Here is a 21697-nt window from a genome sequence, read left to right as displayed (position 1 = left end):
TCCATTCGCCCCACGTGATCGCAAGGCTTGGCGCCACAACCGCAGCAGGTGCATTGACAATACCCACTGCAATCCCACATGTGACAAGGCGACCATCGCCCTGTTTCTTCATGTAAGGTGTTTATTTTCATGCCCGTAGTTGTTGTCGAATCCCCGGCCAAGGCCAAAACGATCAACAAGTATCTAGGCGATAATTACACTGTTCTCGCCTCATACGGCCATGTTCGCGATCTGCCGCCCAAAGATGGATCGGTCGATACCGACAATGAATTCGACATGAAATGGGAGGTCGCCAGCGACAGCAAGAAGCATGTCAAAGCGATCGCCGATGCGCTGGCCGAAGATAATGCCCTGATCCTCGCAACTGACCCCGACCGCGAGGGCGAAGCGATCAGCTGGCATTTGCAAGAAGCGCTGACCAAGCGCAAATCCATCAAGAAAGACACGCCCGTCAGCCGCGTGGTGTTCAACCAGATCACCAAAAAAGCCGTGACCGAGGCGATGGAAAACCCGCGACAGGTCGATATGCCGCTGGTCGAGGCCTATCTGGCCCGCCGCGCACTGGACTATCTGGTGGGGTTCAACCTGTCGCCAGTTCTGTGGCGCAAGTTGCCGGGGGCCAAGTCTGCGGGCCGTGTGCAGTCGGTCACCCTGCGCATCATCGTTGAGCGCGAGATGGAGATCGAGGCGTTCCGCAACCGCGAATACTGGAGCGTCAAGGCGCTGCTGGCCACGCCGCGCGGTCAGGAGTTTGAGGCGCGTTTGGTCACATTGGCGGGCAAAAAACTCGATAAATTCGATCTGGGCGATCAGACGCAGGCAGAAATGGCCGTGGCCGCGATCAACAGTCGCGACCTGACCGTGACCAGCGTCGAGGCGAAGCCAGCGACCCGTAACCCCTCCGCCCCGTTCATGACATCGACCCTGCAGCAAGAAGCCAGCCGGAAGTTCGGCATGGGGGCCAAAGCGACGATGTCGACGGCCCAGCGTCTCTATGAGGCCGGGCACATCACTTATATGCGGACAGATGGCATCGACATGGCCCCCGAAGCCGTCGCCATGGCCCGCGACGCGATCAAGGATCGATACGGCGCCGAATACGTCCCGAAAGAGCCACGCATCTACAAGAACAAAGCCAAGAATGCGCAAGAGGCCCACGAATGCGTGCGGCCCACGGATATGGAAAAGGATGCAGCCGCACTGAAGCTGTCAGAGGATCAAGCCAAGCTCTATGATCTTATCTGGAAGCGCACGCTGGCCTGCCAGATGGAATCCGCGCGGCTGGAGCGGACGGTTGTCGAAGTGGGCAGCAAAGACGGACAGGTCGGCCTGCGGGCCAATGGCCAGGTCGTGACCTTTGACGGTTTTCTGCGCGTCTATGAAGAAGGTCGCGATGATGTGGTTGACGAGGACGACAAGCGTCTGCCGCAGATCACGCAAGACGACAAGATGGACAAGCGCGCCGTCATGCCGGAACAGCATTTCACCCAGCCGCCGCCGCGCTACACCGAAGCAACGCTGGTCAAGCGGATGGAAGAGCTGGGCATCGGCCGCCCCTCGACCTATGCCAGTATCGTCACCACAATTCAGGATCGCGGCTATGTCCGCCGCGAGGGTCAACGGCTAATCCCCGAGGACAAGGGGCGGCTGGTCACGGCCTTCCTCGAGAATTATTTCCGCAAATACATCGGATATGATTTCACTGCTGATCTTGAAGACCAGCTGGATAAAGTCTCGGCCAATGATGCGAACTACAAACAGGTCTTGCATCGGTTCTGGGATGATTTTTCCGCAGCCATTGCCGAAACCTCTGATCTGCGCATCACCGAAGTCCTCGAAAAGATCAACGAGGTGCTGGAGCCTCACCTTTTCCCACCGCTCGAAGATGGCGGCGACCCGCGCCTTTGCCCCAATTGCGGGAAAGGTCGTTTGTCGATGCGGACTGCACGATCAGGTGGCGCGTTCATCGGATGCTCTGCTTATCCCGAATGCCGCTACACCCGACCCTTTGGTCCGCCCAATCCAGAGGCTGAAGCCTCTGCGATCCCGCCCGAAGGAAAACTTTTGGGCGAGGATGCAGGCGATGAGATCCGCGTGTTCAAGGGGCGTTTTGGCCCCTATGTGCAGCGCGGCGAGGTAACGGAAGAAAACAAAAAGCCGCCGCGCCAGTCGGTTCCCAAGGACTGGGAGCCGGAGGAGCTTGAGTTGGAGCGTGCGTTGATGCTGCTGAGCCTGCCGCGCGAAATCGGACCTCACCCCGAGGACGGGATCATGGTCTGGTCCAACATCGGGCGCTATGGCCCCTATTTGAAACACGCGCCCAGCACGTCTGATCGCGGCGGCACCAATGCCAACCTCAGTGACATTGACGAAGTGTTCACCGTTGGCATGAACCGCGCGGTGCAACTGCTGGCCGAGAAAGTCGCCAGCCGTGGTGGGCGCGGTCAGGCCGCAAAACCTCTGCGCGAATTGGGCGAACATCCCGAAGCGGGCGGTCCGGTCAATGTGATGAAGGGGAAATACGGACCCTATGTGAAATGGGAGAAGATCAACGCGACGATCCCGGACACAATCGAGCCTGAAGAGCTGACCATGGCGCAGGCTGTTCATCTGATCGACGAACGTGCCGAGAAAGCAGGCAAGAAAAAGCCTGCTGCGAAGAAGAAAGCGGCACCAAAGAAGAAAACCGCCGCCAAAAAGCCCGCGGCCAAGAAAGCAGCGCCGAAAAAACCTGCGGCAACAAAGAGCGAATAGAGCCACTTCATCTATTTGTGATTTGAATGGCGCTGATAGAGGTGTCAGTTCGGCCTTGCAGAAAAGACAAAAGGCAGAGCAGTGACACAAAGATCATTCCCACGGCGCACCGTACTGTTGGGGGGCGCGGCCTCCCTTGCGGTGCCATCCCTCTTGCGCGCCCAGACATCGGATCTGGAAAGCGTTCGGCGCAATGCAACCAGCTTTATGGCGCAAGACTGGCGCGATCACTTCGACAGCCTTGGCAAGGCTGCGGTGGTTGCCGATACCACATCGCGCGCGCTGCACTATTGGAACGCGGATGGCAGCGACTACAGGGTTTACCCCACTTCCGTCCCCGCGACCGAAGAGCTGACCAGACGGGGATACACTGAAATCGTGCGCAAAAAGGTCGGCCCGGACTGGACGCCGACGCAGTCGATGATGGAGCGGTTCCCCGAATACAAATACATGCCGCCCGGCCCGGGCAATCCTCTTGGCACACACGCCATGTATCTGGGTTGGCCTGCCTATATCATTCACGGCACGCATGACACGCGCAAGATCGGGCGTAGGTCCTCGGACGGGTGTATCGGTCTTTACAACGAAAAGATCGAAGAACTCTTTGCGCTCTGCCCCGTTGGCACTCAGGTGCGTATCATCTGATTTCGAACAGGCCATTTCCCTTTCGAAGCGTTTGACACCGCCCCCCCACGGCGTCACAAACGAGACAACTTCAGTCACCTTCGAGAGGGGAACGCCCATGAAAAAAGTATACGGATCAGCAACCGAGGCGCTGGAAGGTGTGCTGTCAGATGGCATGCTGATCGCAGCGGGAGGGTTTGGCCTTTGTGGCATTCCCGAATTGCTTTTGCAGGCGATCAAGGAGAACGGGGCCAAGAACCTTACCTTTGCATCCAATAACGCCGGGGTGGATGATTTCGGCATCGGGATCCTGCTGCAGACCCGTCAGGTCAAAAAGATGATCAGCTCTTATGTGGGCGAGAACGCCGAGTTCATGCGTCAGTATTTGTCCGGCGAGCTAGAGCTTGAGTTCAATCCTCAGGGCACATTGGCCGAGCGGATGCGCGCAGGTGGATGCGGTATTCCGGGGTTCTACACCAAGACCGGCGTGGGCACAGTCATTGCCGAAGGTAAAGAGGTTAAAGAGTTCAATGGCGAGGAGTATATCCTTGAAGAAGGTATCTTTGCCGATCTGAGCATCGTGAAGGCCTGGAAAGCGGATGAGACCGGAAACCTGATGTTCCGCAAGACGGCACGCAACTTCAACCCGCCCGCAGCGATGTGTGGGAAGGTATGTATTGCCGAGGTCGAAGAGATCGTGCCCACAGGTTCGCTTGATCCTGACAAGATCCACCTGCCCGGCATCTATGTGCACCGGATCGTTCAAGGCGATCATGAGAAGCGTATCGAACAACGTACAACCCGCAAGCGCGAGGAGGCTTGATCATGGCTTGGGATCGAAACCAGATGGCTGCGCGCGCGGCACAGGAACTTGAAGACGGCATGTATGTGAACCTTGGTATCGGTATTCCGACGCTGGTTGCCAACTATGTCGGCGACAAGGACATCACGCTGCAATCTGAAAACGGTATGCTGGGCATGGGCCCTTTCCCGATTGAAGGCGAAGAAGACGCCGATCTGATCAATGCGGGCAAGCAGACCATCACCGAATTGAACCGCACCGCCTATTTCGACAGTGCGACATCTTTTGGCATGATCCGTGGTGGCAAGATTGCTGCGGCAATCCTGGGTGCCATGGAAGTCGCTGAGAACGGTGATCTGGCCAATTGGATGATCCCCGGCAAGCTGGTCAAAGGCATGGGCGGCGCGATGGATCTTGTCGCGGGCGTGGGCCGCGTAATCGTCGTGATGGACCACACCAACAAACACGGCGACAGCAAAGTGCTGAAAGAGTGCACTCTCCCGTTGACCGGTAAAGGTGTCGTGGACCGGATCATCACCAACCTTGGTGTTCTGGATGTGGTCGAAGGTGGCCTGCGCATTGTTGAATGTGCCGATGGCGTTTCCGAGGACGAGTTGCGGGCGTCAACACAGGCCACTTTGGTCTGACGCCTGTTCTTACGCTATAGTATAGAAGAAGGCCTTCGGGCCCTCTTCGACCCGCGCATTAGTTCAGCGCAGCAAATACACAGCCGTCCGTGATCAGCTCGGGCGGTGTCTTGCACAAGCCCTTGGCAACCTGAAACGCCGCCAGCACTTTGGGAACATAGTCACGGGTTTCTGCAAAAGGCGGCACGCCTGCGTATTTGCGCACTGACCCTTCCCCTGCGTTGTATCCCGCAAGCACGAGGATCGGATCGCGGTCGAATTCTTCCATCAGCCAATTGAGGTATTTGACCCCGCCCGAGATATTCTGCTGTGGTTGCAGGCTGTCGGTCACGCCAAAGCGGGCTGCGGTATCGGGCATCAATTGCATTAGCCCCTGCGCCCCTGCCCCGCTCACCGCATCAAACTTACCTGCTGATTCAACCGTGATTACCGCCAGAACCAGTGCCGGCGAGACCTGTGTCCCGATGGTGGAGCGCAGGATATCTACGCCATTGGTGCGGGCGATGTCCTGCATATGCTGCAAACGTGGGGCGGGCACCTTGCTGCTGGCACCGGCCAGAACAGTGGCTGCGCCCTGCAAGCGCCCCGGCCCGCTTTGCGCCGCATCGGGTGACACCTTTTCCCAGAACCAATCGTATTGCCCCGGCGTCTGCCGTCTGACATTGCCCGTTGGTGCCAATGACACCGCCGCGGTTTGTTGTGACGGCAAGGTCGGTGCTGCCGGATCTATCTGGATTGTGATGCGGTTGCTGCTGCCCGACTTTGGCGGTTTCACACGTTTCGCGCTGAAATCCGGGAACGGCTTTGGTCCCTCTGCTGATACAACAGACGCACCTAATAACGCTGTGACCAGCGCAAATGTAAAAAATCGGATCATGCCTGCCTGCTTTTGTTCTGCTTTTTTGGCTCGATTGCTCGGAATATCCCACAAACATCCCCTCCAAACCAGTAAATCATGGCGCAGAACGTGGCGATTTTGCCTTATTTGTCCTCGGAAACACGCATATCGCGCAAGATAAATCAAATTTTCAAGTTTATTATCGTTATATTTCAGTCGGTTGAAATATTATCCCTGAACTTTCGCTGCATAAACGGAAAAGTCACAATTGCCGCCAAATTCGCGCCCCAATCGGATGTGTATATAGCGTCATACCAAGTCGGACAGGCAGCCAACTGAGAGAAACGGTTGCCACAACGGACGGCGGGGTTGGAACTTAAACTTACATGATCCTTGGAGGGACATACCATGATGAACTTTATCAAAAACTTCCGCAAAGACGAAGACGGTGCCGTGACTGTTGACTGGGTTGTGCTGACAGCTGCTGTTGTTGGTCTGGCCGTTGCTGCATACTCGTCCATCGAAACCGGCGCATCCACGTTGACCACGAACACCGGCACCTTCCTCGACCTGCGTGACCCTAACCTGTAATAGGTCCGGGACCACAAGCTTGACTTAAAGCTTTGGGGGGGTCGCGCTCTGCCTATCAGAGCGCGACCCTTTTTCTGTTCATATCAGAACCTACCCCCATCTTAACGAGGAACCACCATGTTCAATAAGATCAAGAATTTCTTCTCCGCCGAAGAGGGTGCTGTTACCGTTGACTGGGTTGTACTGACCGCAGCTGTGGTCGGGCTTGCCGTGACAGTGATCTTTGCCATCCAGGGTCCGACAGACGATGTCGGCGACGGTGTTGGCAACTACCTTTCCGGTTACACGCCAGGAGACTAAGACAAGTCGCCAAAGAAGCCGGCCCTCGGGCCGGCTCTTTGTGTTGTATCCTCGTGGATCAGCACACAGGGCTGCCGCAGCCTTTCCACCATCGCGGCTAAGAATAGCCATAATCGACAGGTAAATGTCGAGACGCACAGAGGCGCCGGGACCATTCCCGGAGCAACGAGAAGCAAGAGGAATATGACATGCGGATGATATTTGGACTCGTCCTTTTGGTAGGCATCGCGCTTGCCGGCGGGGCAGTATATCTGGCCAAGGATCGGATCGCGCAGTATCAGGCTGCGAACGCACGTGCGCAGGCAGCCCTTGCGCAGGTCGTTGCGACGAAACCTGTTTTCGTAGCTGAAGGTCCCCTCAAATACGGGCAGAAATTGACCAAAGAGGACGTAAGGGCCGTGAACTGGCCCGAAGATGCGATCCCCGAGGGTACATTCGCGACCATCGAAGAATTGTTCCCCGAGAATACAGATGAGCTACGCGTGGTATTGCGTGCTATCGAAAAAGACGAAGCCATCATGGCGTTGAAGGTGACGGAACCCGGTGAAGATACCGGCCTGACCTCCCGACTGGAACGAGGACAGCGTGCCTTTACGATCAAGGTTGACGTCTCCAGCGGCGTATCCGGCTTCCTGCGCCCCGGTGACAAGGTCGACGTCTACTGGACCGGCCGTGTGAATGTGAACCGTGACAATGACAACAACGGTGACGTGACAAAGTTGATCGAAGCCGGTGTCAAACTGATCGCGATTGACCAAAGCGCAGGCGGTGACCTGAACGAGGCGACAATCGCGCGGACTGTCACTGTATCAGTCAGCCCCCAACAGGTCGCTGGTCTGGCCCAAGCACAAAGCACCGGGAACCTGTCCCTGTCATTGGTCGGTGCCGAAGATGACACGGTTGCATCTGCCATTGAAGTTGATCAGCGGGCCCTGCTGGGCATCGCCAGCCAGGAGGTGAAAGCCGAAGTGGCACAGGAAAAGGTCTGTACCATCCGGACCCGCCGCGGCGCCGAGGTTGTCGAACTGCCCATCCCCTGCACCAACTAAAGTGTGAAATTCTTGATCAATTCCCAAGATTTACGACGTCGCATCCCTGCGGCGTCGTTTTTGTTTTCAAGGCTATGTTGCCATTAACCCACATAAGCTGTTGCAGCGAACACGTTGATTCTTGCAATAAAATTGAAACTGACGCAGAGTGATCCAAACGACGGGCGCTAAGACCCATCTCTGAGGCGTGATCAAAAAGGCAGGTCACATGAAAATTGATAGATTTCTCAAAGCAGCCCTTCTCGGGTTGTCCCTGACGGCCATGCCAATGGTGGCGTCCTTCCCGAGCATGGCTCAGGCGGATACACTGCGGGTGGTCAAGAAGGGCACGAACGCAACCCTGAACGTCCCGATGAACCGGGCCGTTGTGGTTGAAAGCGACATTCCCTTCGCGGAGCTGAGCATCGCCAACCCGGGTATCGCAGATATTTCATCGCTGTCAGATCGCACCATCTATGTGCTGGGCAAATCGCCCGGTCTGACGACACTCACCCTTCTTGACGCCAGCGGTCAGTTGATCACCAACGTTGACGTGCGGGTCGCGGCGGATGTTTCCGAATTCAAGGAGCGCCTGCGCCAGATCCTGCCGGGTGAAAAGATCGAAGTGCGGACTGCCAATGACGGGATCGTCCTATCCGGTGTAGTATCGTCGGTGCAGCGCTTGCAGCGGGCCCTTGATCTGGCCGAACGCTATGCGCCTGAACGCGTCTCTAATCTGATGAGCGTGGGCGGCATCCAGCAAGTGATGATGAAGGTTCGTTTTGCCGAAATGCAGCGCAACGTGTCCAAATCTCTCAGCTCTTCCCTGTCGTTGAACGGTGCCATCGGCGGCACCGGATTGAATGCAGGTACGGGTGTTACGAACAATTCAGGCGGTGTGGCGACGTCGCTGGGCGGAAACATTCCTCCAAGCAACCAAAACGCCGGTGCAGTACTCTTTGGCTTCAACGCCGGATCGACGCAGGTCGGCCTTCTCTTGGAAGCGCTTGAGCAAAAAGGCGTTGTCCGTTTTCTGGCGGAGCCGAACTTGGTGGCCCTCTCGGGGCAGGAAGCCCGTTTTCTAGCAGGCGGCGAATATCCGGTGCCCGTGTCACAGGACAACGGCAATATTTCGGTGCAGTTCAAACCTTTCGGCGTGGAGCTGAACTTTATCCCCCGCGTAGTGGACAAGGATCTGATCAATCTCGAGCTGAAAGCCTCGGTTTCGGCCATCGACCCGACCAATTCCATCTCATTGGGCAACGGGATCGAGATTTCGGCCTTTACCCGCCGCGAGACCTCTTCGACTGTTGAAATGCGCGACGGCGAAAGCTTTGCCATTGCCGGTCTGCTGACCGATGATTTCACCGACAACTCCAGCCAGCTGCCGTGGATCGGCGATGTGCCGGTCTTGGGTGCCCTTTTCCGTTCGGCAGATTACCAGCGCAGCCAGACCGAATTGGTGATCATTGTTACCGCACATCTGGTCACACCATCGCGGGGCGAGGCTTTGGCCCTGCCCACTGACCGCATCAAACCGCCAACCGAAAAAGACCTTTTTCTCTTTGGCCGCACATCCGAGGGGACACGTACCCCACAGCAAGGTGGTGCAGGAGAGGTTGCCAAGCAAGACTTTGGCGGGTCATATGGGTATGTACTGGACTAAACCGATGAAAACCCAAATGCGCAGAAAACTGAAAATCACGGGTATCGCTGCCGGAGTGGCGACCTTGCTGGGCTGTGCGCCCGGTTCCGATCCCGTCTACACGCAGTTTTACCGCGAAGCGGGCGTTCTGACCGACACCGGTTATTTCGGTAATGCGACGCAGAACAATGTGCTCGTGATGACAGGACAACGCCAGTATACCTTTGATCTTGCGAACAGATTTGCTTCTGAAGTGAATTCGACGGTGACTTTTGCGTTTAATTCCGCTCAGTTGGATGGCACCGCACAGGCCGTGCTGCGCCAGCAGGCCGGATGGATCTCGCAGTTTCCCGAAGTCCGCTTCCGTGTTTATGGCCACACCGACGCTGTCGGATCGACTGCCTACAACCGTGCTTTGGGCAAGCGCCGCGCAAATGCTGTGGTGCGTTACCTGACATCCATGGGAATCAGCCGCAGCAGGCTTGAAGCCGTAGTCTCCTATGGTGAAACACAACCATTGATCGTCACCCAAGGCCAGGAACGCCGCAACCGGCGCACTGTGACCGAGGTGAACGGATTTGTGGACCGTCATCCAACGGTGATGGACGGCAAATACGCGCAGATCATCTATCGCGACTATGTTGCCAGTGCCACGGCACCGACGGCCCTGTCGGAATCGCAGCTGGGCGAAGTCCAGTAAGCGGCAGTTGACCGCTCTCTTTCAAACGATCCTATGGGTCAGGCGCTGACTTTAAGTGCCTGATCAATCGCCCGCTTACGGGCTGATCGTTTCAACATACCCTACAATCGAAACCTTTTGGCCCCAATCTCGCCCCAGTTGGCTGCGATATCACGCCCTATAGGACAATTGTGTCTGAGCAAAATGCCAGGCACGGGCGACCGCAAAGGGTGGAAATCTGCACATCAGATGCAGCATGCACCTTTGCCAAGCCCATCGTGAGCAAAGGATAACGCCATGAGCAGCAGTATGCCACAACCCCAAGCAGCGCCCATTGTGGCCTGCACCGTCAGCCGTGATGTCCAGAACTTCGATCTGTTGATCGAGGACATGGAAGATGTGCTGGGAGAAAGCTGGGGCGATCTGGGTTTTGCCGAGGCGCTGGCTTTCTTTGGGCAACCAGAGGCCGAGGCGATGGAGTTCATCGCACTTGCGATGGACGAAACCGACGAGGAAAATCTGGTGCTGATGGCAGAGATCATCACCCAGGCCAAGGCACGCCATATCAAGGTGATCCTGATCGCCGAAGACGTCACACCAGCAGCACTCCATTCTTTACTGCGCAAGGGTGCCGACGAATTTGTCCCCTACCCGCTTCCCGAAAACGAACTGGCGCAGGCAATTACCCGCGTGCGCAAACAAGACGAAGCGCCCGCGGCCGAACCTTCGGCCCCGCAACTCAAGGCGGGTGCGCAAAAGGATGGCGCATTGATCGTGGTACATGGTCTGGCTGGCGGCACCGGCTCGACCACAATGGCGGTCAACCTTGCATGGGAGCTGGCCAATGTCGGCAAAACAGAAGCACCGTCGGTCTGCCTGTTGGATCTTGACCTGCAATACGGGTCTGTGGCGACCTTTCTGGACCTGCCCCGCCGTGAAGTGGTCTATGAAATGCTTTCCGAGACCGAGAACATGGACGAGGAAATCTTTGGTCAAGCTCTGCTGACCTTTGACGAACATTTGCAGGTTCTGACAGCCCCTGCCGATATGCTACCGCTAGATCTGATCACATCCGAGGATGTGAACCGCATTCTGGATATGGCACGCAACCAGTTCGACTATGTCATCGTCGACATGCCTTCGACCCTTGTGCAGTGGTCCGAGGCGGTGTTGAACAAAGCGCATATCTATTTTGCCATGCTTGAGCTCGACATGCGGTCCGCGCAGAACACGCTCCGGTTCAAGCGTGCTCTGCAGTCCGAAGAACTGCCCGTGGAGAAACTGCGTTATGTCCTGAACCGCGCGCCGAAGTTTACCGATCTGAGCGCCAAGAGCCGCGTCAAGCGGATGGCTGAATCGCTGTCGATTTCTATCGACCTGCAATTGCCCGATGGCGGCAAGCCGATCACCCAGGCCAATGATCACGGTCTGCCGCTGGCCAATTCCGCACCCAAAAGCCCGTTGCGCAAGGAACTGATGAAACTTGCCATGTCGATCCATGACCTTAAAGGCGATCAAGCCGAAGCGGCCTGAGCCTGACTGAAAGAGACGCATATGTTTTCGAAGTATAAAAAGCCATCCGCCGCAGCCCCTGCAAAACCAGCGGTCGAGGTAATCGACAACGTCACTTCCTTCGAGGAAAAGAAACCCAGCCCGTCAATGCGCAAAGCGCTCGCCCCCGCAGCGGCGGCCCCGATTGATAAAGAGATCAAGCGCAAGCAGCGGATGTCGGACATCAAGCTTGAGCTGCACCGCGCATTGCTCGACAACTTGAACCTTGCGGCCCTTGAACATGCGACAGAGTCAGACCTGCGTCAGGAAATCAACGATATCTCCGCAGAAATTCTCTCGGAAAAAGCGATTGTTCTGAACCGCGAAGACCGGATGGTCCTGAATTCCGAGCTTTATGACGAGGTGACAGGCCTTGGCCCGCTTGAGACATTGCTCAAGGACGAGACGGTCAACGATATTCTGGTCAATGGCCCGCAGCAGATCTTTGTCGAACGCGACGGCAAGCTGGAACTGACAGATATTACGTTCAAGGACGAACGGCACCTGCTGCGCATCATCGACAAGATCGTGTCGGCGGTGGGACGTCGTGTTGACGAATCCAACCCTTACGTTGACGCCCGCTTGCAGGATGGCTCGCGTTTCAACGCGATGGTGCCACCCGTTGCTGTGGACGGTAGCCTTGTTTCCATTCGGAAATTCAAAAAGGACAAGCTCGGGATCGACGATCTGGTGAACTTCGGTGCCTTTACCGAGGAAATGGCCGCATACCTTCAGGCCGCCGTTGCCACGCGTTTGAATGTGATCGTATCGGGCGGTACAGGTTCGGGTAAAACGACAACGCTTAACGCCCTATCGTCCTTCATTGATAACGCCGAACGCATTCTGACCATCGAGGATACTGCGGAACTCCAGCTGCAGCAGACCCATGTGGGCCGGATGGAAAGCCGCCCCGCGAACGTCGAAGGCAAAGGCGAAGTTTCCCCGCGCGACTGCTTGAAGAACGCTCTGCGGATGCGCCCTGACCGGATCATCGTGGGTGAAACCCGTGGCGAAGAAGTTATCGACATGCTGCAAGCCATGAACACCGGTCACGACGGGTCCATGACCACGATCCACGCGAACTCCGCCCGCGATGGTGTGTCGCGACTGGAAAACATGATCGCCATGGCCGGGATCGAGATGCCGCTCAAAGCGGTCCGCTCGCAGATTTCAAGCGCTGTGAACCTGATCGTGCAGGCCTCGCGTCTGCAGGACGGCTCGCGCCGCATGACCTCGATCACCGAGATCACCGGCATGGAAGGTGACGTCATCTCCATGCAGGAAATCTTTCGCTACCAGCGTGTTGGCCTGACGCCAGACAACAAGATCATTGGTCATTTCACGGCGACCGGCGTCCGCAGCCACTATGCAGAACGCTTCCGTATGTGGGGTTATGATCTGCCGTCATCGATCTACGAACCCATCGCGGCGCAATAAGGACGATTTCAATGTCTACTGAACTCATCATTTACGGTCTGATTTTCGTCGGCGTTCTTGTGCTGGTCGAGGGTCTGTATCTTGTGGTTTTTGGCAAGTCCATCAGCCTCAACAGCCGTGTGAACCGCCGGCTCGAGCTACTGGAAAAAGGCTCGCGGCGCGAAGAGGTGCTGGACAAGCTGCGCAAGGAAATGCGCCAGCACATGGACAGCAAATCCATTCCGCTTTACTCGCTTTTGTCGGAACGGGCACAAAAAGCCGCGATTGCCTTTACCCCTCAGCAGTTGATTATGCTTATGGGTGGGCTTGCCGTGGTTGCCTTTTTGGGGCTGACAATCGGCACCGAAACAGACGTCGCCATACGCGGCGTGATTTCAGTGTTGATCGGTGTCGGTGCCGTGTTCTTCTGGGTGTCCAGCAAGGCCAGCAAGCGCATTGGAATGATTGAGGAGCAGTTGCCCGACGCGGTCGAGCTGATGGTGCGGTCCTTGCGGGTGGGCCATCCTTTCTCCAACGCCATTACAATCGTATCCAAGGAAGTGCAGGATCCGCTGGCTTCCGAATTTGGTGTGATTGCGGATGAGGCAGCCTACGGTCGTGACGTGGGCGAAGCGCTCAAGGATATGGCCGAAAGGCTCAACATCCAGGATCTCCGTTTTCTAGCAGTTGCCGTTACGATCCAGCAGCAATCCGGTGGTAACCTCGCAGAAATTCTCGCCGGCCTGGCCAAGGTGATCCGCGCACGTTTCCGGCTGTTCCGCCGGGTCAAGGCGATCACCGCCGAAGCACAGTGGTCCGGCAAGTTTCTGTCGGCCTTCCCCATTCTGGCACTCATCGTCATCAACGTGAATGATCCGCACTATTATGACGAGGTCATGGAGCACGCCTATTTCATCCCGGCTTGCTTTCTGGTCGGCATTTTCCTCGCGGTGAACCTTTATGTCATGCGCGTTCTCACAGACATCAAAGTGTAGGGGTCGGACATGCAATTTCTGACAAACATCAACGACCAGATTACGGCCTTGCTTGGCCCGATGGGCTTGATCATCATCGTCGGCGTGCTTGGCCTGATCCTTGTTGCGATGACAGTGGTGATGATGCTGCGCCAGCCCGAGGATCCGCTGGAAAAGCTGAAGCGCAATTCTTCCCGCAAAGTGGATGCCGATGGCAAAGCCACATTGCGGCAGGCCAGTGGCAACCAGCAGCTACAGAAATTTGCCAAGTTTCTGGAGCCGGAAGACGTCAACGAACTGTCCGCAAAGCAGCTTGAGCTGCGCCAGGCGGGTTATCAAAGCCGCGATGCGGTGCGGATGTTTTATTTCGCTCAGATGGCACTTGGCCTTTTGGGGCTTTTGGGCGGCGTGATCTATGTCAATTTTCTGGGCGGCGGAGAAGGTCTGAGCACCCAGAAAACGATGATGTATACCATCGGTCCCGGCGGCGTCGGATACTACCTGCCGAAGTACTGGATCACAAAGCGCGTCGATGCCCGCAAGGAAGAGATCACCCGTGGTTTCCCAGATGCGCTGGATATGATGCTGGTTTGCGTCGAAGCGGGCCAATCGCTCGACCAGTGCATTGTGCGCGTCGCGTCCGAATTGAAGGCCTCCTACCGCTCCTTGTCCGAAGAGTTTGAGGTCGTTGCCTATGAGATGAAGGCCGGTAAGGACAAAATTACCGTGCTGAACGACATGGGCGAACGCTGCGGCGTCCAGGATGTTTCGTCCTTCGTGACCGTGCTGGTCCAGTCGGCAGCTTTCGGTACGTCGATCTCAGATGCCCTGCGCGTCTACGCCGCCGAGATGCGGGACAAACGTGTGATGCGCGCTGAAGAAGCCGCAAACAAGTTGCCAACCAAGATGACACTTGCCACTATGATGCTCACGGTGCCGCCGCTTCTGATCATTCTGGTCGGACCTTCGGTTCTTGGCATCACGGAGCTGGGCAAAATGGGAGCCGGTGGCAACTGATGATATCCGATGACAGACGTCGCCTCGCCGGCGCTCTGGTTCTGACAGCAACATTTGGATTGGCCGCCTGTTCACCGGGCGGCTTTTCTGCGGCGGGTGACCAGGTCTATGCCCCCGGTGTGGACCAGCGCGCTACAGCCGAAGACGGGATTGACGTGGGTCACCGTTTGATTGCGGCGGGTCAATACGAATTGGCCATTAAATCGTTCAACCGGGCTGCATTGGCCAGCGGGATCGACGTCGATGTGCTGTCGGGTCTGGGCAGCGCCAACCTGGGATTGGGGCGTCTGGGACAGGCCGAGACCCTGTTGCGGCGCGCGGTCAAGGAAGACGCCGCAGAGCCTGAGGTCTGGAACAACCTCGGAGTTGTCTTGATGGAACGGGGCAAAACACATGAGGCAGAACAGGTCTTTAAACGCGCTTATGCCCTCGACAATGGCGAAAGTGACGCAATCCGGGACAATCTGCGCTTAGCACTCGCAAAATCGGAAAATTCTGATACGTTAATTGTTGACGACGATAATTATAAATTGGTGCGGCGCGGCGGGGGCGATTACCTCATTAGCGACCCACTATGATCGCAAAGATCGAGGCAGAGCAGTAAAAAGGACGCTAAAATGCGCCACCCTATCCTTCTGGCCGTCTGCATTGCAGGCGCAAGCGTAGTTGCAGGCTGCGCTGAAAAAGACCCGAACGAAACAGTAGAACGCGCCTTTGAAGACGTGAACGCATTGGATGGCAACGACCTGTCCGATGTTATGCTGACCGTTGCGGATCCGAATGAAGCTGTGATTTATTTCCAGCGCGTCACCACCGAAAAGCCTGACAACATCGCGCACCAACGCGGTCTTGCGGCCTCTTTGATTCGTGCGAAACGTGCAGCGGACGGAGCGAACGCATGGAAAAAGGTCACCGAAATGTCCGGCGCGACCTCGGATGACAGCGTTGAATATGCTGATGCGCTGATCCGCTCCGGTGATTGGGCGTCGGCGGAAAAGGTGCTCGACAAGGTGCCGCCCACACATGAAACCTTCAAGCGCTACCGGCTTGAGGCACTTGTTGCGGACAGCAACAAGGAATGGAAGAAGTCCGATAGTTTCTATCAAACCGCCGTTGGCCTGACCACGACGCCCGGTTCGGTGATGAACAACTGGGGTTATTCCAAACTGACGCGCGGCGACTACAAAGGGGCAGAGCAGCTATTCTCGGATGCGATCCGGCAGGACAGCGGGCTGTTCACGGCAAAGAACAACCTCGTTCTGGCCCGCGCCGCACAGCGGGACTACACGCTGCCAGTGATCCCGATGGATCAGACCGAACGCGCACAACTGCTGCACACGATGGCCCTATCGGCAATCAAGAAAGGCGATGTGACAACCGGTAAAGGTCTGCTGCGCGAGGCGATCGACACCCATCCGCAGCATTTTGAGGCCGCTGTGCGCTCTTTGCGTGCGCTTGAGAACGGCTGACCGATGGCGATCATGGCCACACATGCGATGTGGTTTTTGCCCTTTGTGCTGCCCATCTGCCTGTATGTCGTTTTCACGGATCTGTCGCGGATGAAGATCACCAATCAGGCTGTTGTGCTCTTGGCGCTGGTCTTTGTCGTGATCGGGTTCTTTCTGTTTCCCTTCGATGTCTATCTTTGGCGTCTGGCAGCATTGGTGATCGTGCTGGTCGTCGGGATCATTTTAAACTTTGCCGGTGCTTTCGGTGCGGGCGACGCAAAGTTCTGCGCCGCCGCCGCGCCCTTCATCGCACTGGGAGACCTGATGCCGGTGATTGTGTTGTTCATGACCACCCTACTGGCCGCCGTGGTGGCGCATAAGACGGCGCAATATACGCCGCTGCGCCGGCTGGCCCCGCATTGGGTCAGTTGGGAGAAGGGCAAGAAGTTTCCCATGGGCCTTGCCCTTGGTCCAACGTTGGCGATCTATCTTATTTTCGGTGCCCTCTATGGCGCCTGATAAACGCCATATTCAGCACTTATCCTGCAAACCTCGCGCAGTCCGGCCCGAAGGAGACGCAAAATGAACATGCAAACCAGCACCGTGATGAACCCGCCTCCGCCCAAGCGGCTGGAGGACATGAAACTGCCCATCGTGATGATGCGCGACATCATTCTCAAGACAATCTTTCGCAAGAACGTCGAGCTGGTTAGCGAGTTGGCTGCTGCCGTCTGCCTGCCGATCCCAGTCACACAAGAGCTGGTCGATATGGCACGGACCCAGCGCCTGCTTGAAGCAACCGGTACAATGAGCGCGGGCAGCGGTAACGAGATGGGCTATCAACTGACCGATGCGGGCAAGGCCCGCGCACTGGATGCGCTGGCGCAGTCGGAATATTTCGGCCCGATGCCTGTGCCGCTTGATGTGTATAATGAACAGGTCAAACGCCAGTCCGTGCGTAACATTCAGGTCACCCGCAATCAATTGCTGGGCGCGATGGGTCATTTGGTACTGCCTGACAGCCTGCTTGACCACCTTGGCCCTGCTGTTTCTGCAGGCCGGTCCATTCTGATGTACGGCCCGCCGGGCAACGGTAAATCCTCGATCTCCAACGGCATTCGGGATGCCCTGGGCGACAAGGTCTATGTCCCTTACGCCATCGAATATGCGTCTCAGGTCATCACCGTCTTTGACCCGATTGTGCACACCAAGGCAGAAGAAAACGTAGAAGACCCCAACGCCCTACGCCGTGTCACACGCTTTGATACGCGCTATGTCTGTTGCGAACGGCCCACGGTAATTACAGGCGGCGAATTGACGGTCGATATGCTTGACCTCAACTACAACGCCACTGCGCGGACCTATCAGGCACCGCTGCAGATGAAATCTTCGGGCGGCATTTTTATCGTCGACGACCTTGGTCGCCAGAAGGAATCTCCGCAATCCATCGTCAACCGCTGGATCGTGCCGCTGGAAGAAAGCAAAGACATCCTCGCCCTGCAATCGGGCGAGAAATTCGAGGTGCCCTTCGATACGTTGGTCATCTTTTCCACCAACTTCCACCCGAACGAGATTTTCGACCAAGCCGCCCTGCGCCGTATCTTCTTCAAGATCAAAATCGACGGTCCCAATCAGGCGAACTTTCTTAAGATTTTTGCCATGGTTGCCAAGAAACGCGGCATGCCCCTGGATGAAGCGACGCTGGTTCACCTGCTCAAGGTGAAATACCCGACTATCGATAACATCTATGCGAACTATCAGCCTATTTTCCTGATCGATCAGATGATCGCGATTTGCGAATTTGAAGGCATCCCCTATCAGATGTCACCCGATCTGATGGACCGTGCATGGGCAAATATGTTCGTAAAAGAAGAGCATATCGTCAAGTAAACCGCGATAGCTACGCGTCGATCTGCAAGTAGCTCCCTATCGGGGCTGGCTCTTGGTGCGCGCAATGCTATCTAACTTGGAATGTCAGCGCTCCCCAAAACCTTCCAGGACTGGTTCGCCGCCAAAGGCTGGTCGATCCACCCTCATCAGCAAAAGATGCTGGACCGTGCCGATGTGCCCGCCCTGCTGCTGATCGCGCCGACAGGGGGCGGCAAGACACTGTCGGGGTTCCTGCCCACGCTGATTGATCTTGCGGATGGCACGCATGAAGGGATGCACACACTCTACATCTCTCCCCTCAAGGCGCTGGCGGCGGATATTCAGCGCAACCTGACCACCCCGGTCGAAGAAATGCGGCTGCCCATCACCATCGGCGCGCGCACCGGCGATACCACGCAGACCCAGCGCAAACGCCAACGGGCCGATCCGCCGCATATCTTCCTGACAACGCCCGAAAGCCTCGCCTTGCTGGTCAGCTATGAGGATGCGCCGCGCATGTTTCGGGGCCTCAAGCGCGTGGTGATCGACGAAATCCACGCCTTGGCCGAAAGCAAACGCGGCGATCAGATGATGCTGGCGCTGGCGCGGCTGAACGCGATTTGCCCCAACCTCAAGCGTGTGGGGCTTTCGGCGACGGTCGAAGACCCGGCCGCCATCGCTCATTTCATGGCCCGCCATCCCGATCCCTGCGAAATCCTGATGGCGGATCCCGGCCCTGCCCCCGACATCCAGATGCTGCGCACCGAAGAAGCCCCGCCCTGGTCCGGTGGCGGTGCGGCCTATGCGATCCCGGCGGTGCTGGAGCAGATCAAACAGCATAAGACCACGCTGATCTTTCACAACACCCGCGCCCAGGCGGAGATTTTCTTTCACAACCTCTGGCTTGCCAATGAAGACAGTCTGCCCATCGGCATCCATCACGGCTCGCTTGACCGCGAACAACGCACCCGCGTCGAGGCCGCGATGGTGCGCGGCGATCTGCGGGCCATCGTTTGTACCGGATCGCTCGATCTGGGGATCGACTGGGGCGATGTGGATCTGGTGATCCAGATTGGTGCGCCCAAAAACGTGAAGCGCCTTGTGCAGCGGATTGGTCGCGCCAACCATCGCTATAACGCGCCTTCCAAAGCGCTGCTGGTCCCCGCAAACCGGTTCGAAGTGGTCGAATGTGTCGCCGCTCTTGATGCCGTCCTGGCGGGTGAATTGGACGGCGACCCACGGGGTCATGGCCCTCGCGATGTGCTGTGCCAACACATCCTGATTACCGCCTGCGCCGGTCCCTTCGATGCTGACGATCTCTATGCCGAATTCACCTCCGCCGGCGCTTACAGCGCGCTCAGCCGCGCCGATTTTGACGCCTGCCTCGATTTCTGCGCGACCGGCGGCTATGCCCTGCGGGCCTATGACAAATGGAAACGCCTGATCCAGCGCCCGGATGGTCTTTGGCAACTTCGCGACCCCCGTGCGGCCCGCAATATACGGATGAACATCGGCACGATTCAGGACACCGATACGCTTAAGGTCCGCATGCGGCGCAATCGCGGTGGCAAACCGTTGGGTGAGATCGAGGAAGGGTTCGCCGCCACGCTGACGCCGGGCGATACATTCCTGATCGGCGGGCAAATCGTGAAATACGAAGGCCTGCGTGAAATGACGGTCGAGGTAAGCCGCGATGCGGCCAAGAAGCCCAAGATCGCCACCTTTGCCGGAACCAAATTCGCCACCTCTACCCAACTGTCGGCCCGCGTGCAGCAGATGTTTACCCAGGAAAGCTGGCCGGAACTGCCCGCTCATACCGCGGATTGGCTGCATCTGCAGCGCGAGGTCAGCCAGTTACCCCAACCCGGACGGCTCCTGATCGAAAGCTTTCCCCATGATGGGCGCGAACAAACGGTGGTCTACGGCTTTGCCGGGCGCAACGGTATGCAGACGCTGGGGCTTTTGCTGACCAAACGTATGGAAGAACTCGGCCTGCATCCACTCGGATTTGTGGCGACGGACTATGCCACGCTGATCTGGGGATTAGATGCCGTCACAGATCCCGCGCCGCTCTTTGACCTGACCGCCTTGCAAGAGGGCTTGGAAACATGGCTCGCCGGAAATGCGGTGATGAAACGCACATTCCGCGCCTCCGCCACAATCGCCGGGTTGATCGAACGCAACTCGCCGCAGGCGCGGAAATCGGGGCGGCAAGCCACATTCTCCAGCGATATCCTCTATGATACGCTGCACCGCTACGACCCTGATCACCTCGTGCTGCAGATCACCCGCGAGGAAGCTCTGCGCGGGCTGGTGGACTTCAGTCGTATCGAAGAGATGGTGGAGCGTGTCGAAAACCGCATCGACCATCGCCAGTTGACCCGCGTCACCCCCTTGGCTGCGCCCCTGTTTCTGGAAATGGGCCGCGTTCCGGTGAAAGGCGAGGCTGAAGAACGCCTTTTGGCCGAAGAAGCCGCGCGGTTGATGGAAACATCCGGATTGGCCCAGATCACACCAGCCCCCTCGGACAAGCCGAAATGGCGGATGGGGTACTGAAACACGAAAGATGCACTGCGATGCCAGCGGTGTATCGGGTATTTATAAAAGGGTGAATGGAAGGCGCGCCCCGCCCAAGATCCTGCCTTGGCACATCAGCGCGCCCTTCACCCTTTGCGGTCATCGGCTCCACAGCCTGTACCGCCCACAGAATTCAGCACAACATCCCTAATGAAGCGTAAACGATCCCGTTTCACCCTTTTAAAAATACCCGACTGAACAGCAGACAAACCGGACCGGCTCCGCTACGGCAGCACTTGCCAAGGTCACGGTTTTAAAACATGAACAAAGAATGAACGCGCATGATTTCAACCTTGCCAGCACGGCTCTGAAGGCCCTCAATTCCGGTGCTCTTTGGGTTCCGGATCGGGCGCTTTTGTGCGTCAGCGACCTGCATCTTGGCAAATCCGAACGCATTCTGCGGCGCGGCGGCAGCCCCCTGCCACCGTATGAAACACGCGATACGCTGACCCGCCTTGCTGCTGATCTGGCGTCAACACAGGCACGCACGGTCATATGTCTGGGTGACAGCTTCGATGACTTGGGCGCGGCGCAGGCGCTGCCCGAGGAAGAGAAACAATGGATCACCCGGTTGCAGGCTGGTCGCCAGTGGATCTGGGTGGAAGGCAATCATGATCCCGGCCCGATCGACATGGGCGGCACGCATCTGGCTGAATATGTCGACACGCCCCTGATTTTTCGCCACATTGCCGAGGTCGGCGCAATCGGTGAAATCTCCGGTCATTACCATCCCAAGGTGCGTCTGGCGCTCAGGGGTCGGGTGATCAGCCGTCCCGCGTTCCTATTTGACCAAAACCGTCTGATCATGCCCGCCTATGGCACCTATACCGGCGGCTTAGACAGCCGGTCGCCGGTCTTTCACCCCTTGATGCGCCCGGATGCCTGTGCTGTGCTGACGGGCAGGACCGCGATGGCGGTACCGATGCCAAGGTAGGAA

The 21697-nt window shown here is 57.2% G+C and carries 20 protein-coding genes; 19 read left to right on the top strand and 1 reads right to left on the bottom strand.

The features are described from left to right. Window positions 1-129: 129 nt before the first annotated feature. From topA to Z945_RS0111430, 4 genes are all read left to right on the top strand, one after another. On the top strand, window positions 130-2754 hold the full coding sequence (gene topA, locus Z945_RS0111445) for a type I DNA topoisomerase (RefSeq protein WP_025052246.1): 2625 nt from the start codon (window positions 130-132) through the stop codon (window positions 2752-2754). Between the two features lie 81 nt (window positions 2755-2835). Then, window positions 2836-3399 (top strand): L,D-transpeptidase, encoded by a 564-nt coding sequence (locus tag Z945_RS0111440; RefSeq protein WP_025052245.1) that lies wholly within the window; start codon window positions 2836-2838, stop codon window positions 3397-3399. Between the two features lie 97 nt (window positions 3400-3496). Then, window positions 3497-4201, top strand: coding sequence for a CoA transferase subunit A (locus Z945_RS0111435; protein WP_025052244.1), 705 nt, complete (start codon window positions 3497-3499; stop codon window positions 4199-4201). A 2-nt stretch (window positions 4202-4203) separates the two neighbouring features. Then, a complete protein-coding gene (locus Z945_RS0111430; protein ID WP_025052243.1) occupies window positions 4204-4827 on the top strand; it encodes a 3-oxoacid CoA-transferase subunit B in 624 nt (207 codons plus the stop codon). A gap of 58 nt (window positions 4828-4885) precedes the next feature. Here Z945_RS0111430 and Z945_RS0111425 read toward each other — a convergent pair whose 3' ends face one another. After that, complete coding sequence (locus Z945_RS0111425; RefSeq protein WP_025052242.1) at window positions 4886-5704, bottom strand: lytic transglycosylase domain-containing protein; 819 nt, start codon at window positions 5702-5704, stop codon at window positions 4886-4888. Between the two features lie 369 nt (window positions 5705-6073). Between Z945_RS0111425 and Z945_RS0111415 the strand changes: the two genes are divergently transcribed. From Z945_RS0111415 to pdeM, 15 genes are all read left to right on the top strand, one after another. Further along, on the top strand, window positions 6074-6256 hold the full coding sequence (locus tag Z945_RS0111415; protein ID WP_025052240.1) for a Flp family type IVb pilin: 183 nt from the start codon (window positions 6074-6076) through the stop codon (window positions 6254-6256). Between the two features lie 117 nt (window positions 6257-6373). Next, complete coding sequence (locus Z945_RS0111410) at window positions 6374-6556, top strand: hypothetical protein (protein ID WP_025052239.1); 183 nt, start codon at window positions 6374-6376, stop codon at window positions 6554-6556. Window positions 6557-6744: 188 nt separating this feature from the next. Next, a complete protein-coding gene (cpaB, locus tag Z945_RS0111405) occupies window positions 6745-7605 on the top strand; it encodes a Flp pilus assembly protein CpaB (protein WP_025052238.1) in 861 nt (286 codons plus the stop codon). A gap of 208 nt (window positions 7606-7813) precedes the next feature. Continuing rightward, window positions 7814-9250 (top strand): type II and III secretion system protein family protein, encoded by a 1437-nt coding sequence (locus Z945_RS0111400; RefSeq protein WP_025052237.1) that lies wholly within the window; start codon window positions 7814-7816, stop codon window positions 9248-9250. Further along, on the top strand, window positions 9237-9929 hold the full coding sequence (locus tag Z945_RS0111395; protein WP_025052236.1) for an OmpA family protein: 693 nt from the start codon (window positions 9237-9239) through the stop codon (window positions 9927-9929). The genes Z945_RS0111400 and Z945_RS0111395 overlap by 14 nt, the downstream gene beginning before the upstream one ends. 276 nt (window positions 9930-10205) lie before the next feature. Then, window positions 10206-11441, top strand: coding sequence for a CpaE/TadZ family protein (locus tag Z945_RS0111390; RefSeq protein ID WP_025052235.1), 1236 nt, complete (start codon window positions 10206-10208; stop codon window positions 11439-11441). Between the two features lie 21 nt (window positions 11442-11462). Continuing rightward, a complete protein-coding gene (locus tag Z945_RS0111385) occupies window positions 11463-12896 on the top strand; it encodes a TadA family conjugal transfer-associated ATPase (RefSeq protein WP_025052234.1) in 1434 nt (477 codons plus the stop codon). An 11-nt stretch (window positions 12897-12907) separates the two neighbouring features. Continuing rightward, window positions 12908-13870: a type II secretion system F family protein gene (locus Z945_RS0111380; protein ID WP_037971028.1), complete on the top strand. Its 963-nt coding sequence runs from the start codon at window positions 12908-12910 to the stop codon at window positions 13868-13870. A 9-nt stretch (window positions 13871-13879) separates the two neighbouring features. Beyond that, window positions 13880-14866, top strand: coding sequence for a type II secretion system F family protein (locus Z945_RS0111375; protein WP_025052232.1), 987 nt, complete (start codon window positions 13880-13882; stop codon window positions 14864-14866). Beyond that, complete coding sequence (locus tag Z945_RS0111370; RefSeq protein WP_025052231.1) at window positions 14866-15444, top strand: tetratricopeptide repeat protein; 579 nt, start codon at window positions 14866-14868, stop codon at window positions 15442-15444. The genes Z945_RS0111375 and Z945_RS0111370 overlap by 1 nt, the downstream gene beginning before the upstream one ends. 39 nt (window positions 15445-15483) lie before the next feature. Continuing rightward, on the top strand, window positions 15484-16335 hold the full coding sequence (locus Z945_RS0111365; RefSeq protein ID WP_025052230.1) for a tetratricopeptide repeat protein: 852 nt from the start codon (window positions 15484-15486) through the stop codon (window positions 16333-16335). A gap of 3 nt (window positions 16336-16338) precedes the next feature. Beyond that, complete coding sequence (locus Z945_RS0111360; protein ID WP_025052229.1) at window positions 16339-16833, top strand: prepilin peptidase; 495 nt, start codon at window positions 16339-16341, stop codon at window positions 16831-16833. Window positions 16834-16896: 63 nt separating this feature from the next. Further along, window positions 16897-18204: a P-loop NTPase family protein gene (locus tag Z945_RS0111355; protein WP_025052228.1), complete on the top strand. Its 1308-nt coding sequence runs from the start codon at window positions 16897-16899 to the stop codon at window positions 18202-18204. 81 nt (window positions 18205-18285) lie between these two features. Then, window positions 18286-20739 (top strand): ligase-associated DNA damage response DEXH box helicase, encoded by a 2454-nt coding sequence (locus Z945_RS0111350; protein WP_025052227.1) that lies wholly within the window; start codon window positions 18286-18288, stop codon window positions 20737-20739. 292 nt (window positions 20740-21031) lie between these two features. Further along, window positions 21032-21694, top strand: coding sequence for a ligase-associated DNA damage response endonuclease PdeM (gene pdeM / locus Z945_RS0111345; protein WP_025052226.1), 663 nt, complete (start codon window positions 21032-21034; stop codon window positions 21692-21694). Window positions 21695-21697 lie beyond the last annotated feature (3 nt).

Origin of the sequence: Sulfitobacter noctilucae (assembly GCF_000622365.1) — a bacterium.
Taxonomy (GTDB): Bacteria; Pseudomonadota; Alphaproteobacteria; order Rhodobacterales; family Rhodobacteraceae; genus Sulfitobacter; species Sulfitobacter noctilucae.
The sequence above is the reverse complement of the archived record's forward strand: the minus strand, read 5'-3'. Positions and strand labels throughout refer to the sequence as shown.

What these genes read in the sequence shown, in the direction of transcription:
- Z945_RS0111375 (WP_025052232.1), top strand. Translation starts at nt 13,880, where the DNA reads ATGCAATTTCTGACAAACATCAACGACCAGATTACGGCCTTGCTTGGC.
- Z945_RS0111415 (WP_025052240.1), top strand. Translation starts at nt 6,074, where the DNA reads ATGATGAACTTTATCAAAAACTTCCGCAAAGACGAAGACGGTGCCGTG.
- Z945_RS0111395 (WP_025052236.1), top strand. Translation starts at nt 9,237, where the DNA reads ATGTACTGGACTAAACCGATGAAAACCCAAATGCGCAGAAAACTGAAA.
- Z945_RS0111385 (WP_025052234.1), top strand. Translation starts at nt 11,463, where the DNA reads ATGTTTTCGAAGTATAAAAAGCCATCCGCCGCAGCCCCTGCAAAACCA.
- Z945_RS0111390 (WP_025052235.1), top strand. Translation starts at nt 10,206, where the DNA reads ATGAGCAGCAGTATGCCACAACCCCAAGCAGCGCCCATTGTGGCCTGC.
- Z945_RS0111360 (WP_025052229.1), top strand. Translation starts at nt 16,339, where the DNA reads ATGGCGATCATGGCCACACATGCGATGTGGTTTTTGCCCTTTGTGCTG.
- Z945_RS0111435 (WP_025052244.1), top strand. Translation starts at nt 3,497, where the DNA reads ATGAAAAAAGTATACGGATCAGCAACCGAGGCGCTGGAAGGTGTGCTG.
- Z945_RS0111365 (WP_025052230.1), top strand. Translation starts at nt 15,484, where the DNA reads ATGCGCCACCCTATCCTTCTGGCCGTCTGCATTGCAGGCGCAAGCGTA.
- Z945_RS0111400 (WP_025052237.1), top strand. Translation starts at nt 7,814, where the DNA reads ATGAAAATTGATAGATTTCTCAAAGCAGCCCTTCTCGGGTTGTCCCTG.
- Z945_RS0111425 (WP_025052242.1), bottom strand. Translation starts at nt 5,704, where the DNA reads ATGATCCGATTTTTTACATTTGCGCTGGTCACAGCGTTATTAGGTGCG.
- pdeM (WP_025052226.1), top strand. Translation starts at nt 21,032, where the DNA reads ATGAACGCGCATGATTTCAACCTTGCCAGCACGGCTCTGAAGGCCCTC.
- Z945_RS0111370 (WP_025052231.1), top strand. Translation starts at nt 14,866, where the DNA reads ATGATATCCGATGACAGACGTCGCCTCGCCGGCGCTCTGGTTCTGACA.
- Z945_RS0111430 (WP_025052243.1), top strand. Translation starts at nt 4,204, where the DNA reads ATGGCTTGGGATCGAAACCAGATGGCTGCGCGCGCGGCACAGGAACTT.
- Z945_RS0111380 (WP_037971028.1), top strand. Translation starts at nt 12,908, where the DNA reads ATGTCTACTGAACTCATCATTTACGGTCTGATTTTCGTCGGCGTTCTT.
- Z945_RS0111410 (WP_025052239.1), top strand. Translation starts at nt 6,374, where the DNA reads ATGTTCAATAAGATCAAGAATTTCTTCTCCGCCGAAGAGGGTGCTGTT.
- topA (WP_025052246.1), top strand. Translation starts at nt 130, where the DNA reads ATGCCCGTAGTTGTTGTCGAATCCCCGGCCAAGGCCAAAACGATCAAC.
- cpaB (WP_025052238.1), top strand. Translation starts at nt 6,745, where the DNA reads ATGCGGATGATATTTGGACTCGTCCTTTTGGTAGGCATCGCGCTTGCC.
- Z945_RS0111350 (WP_025052227.1), top strand. Translation starts at nt 18,286, where the DNA reads ATGTCAGCGCTCCCCAAAACCTTCCAGGACTGGTTCGCCGCCAAAGGC.
- Z945_RS0111355 (WP_025052228.1), top strand. Translation starts at nt 16,897, where the DNA reads ATGAACATGCAAACCAGCACCGTGATGAACCCGCCTCCGCCCAAGCGG.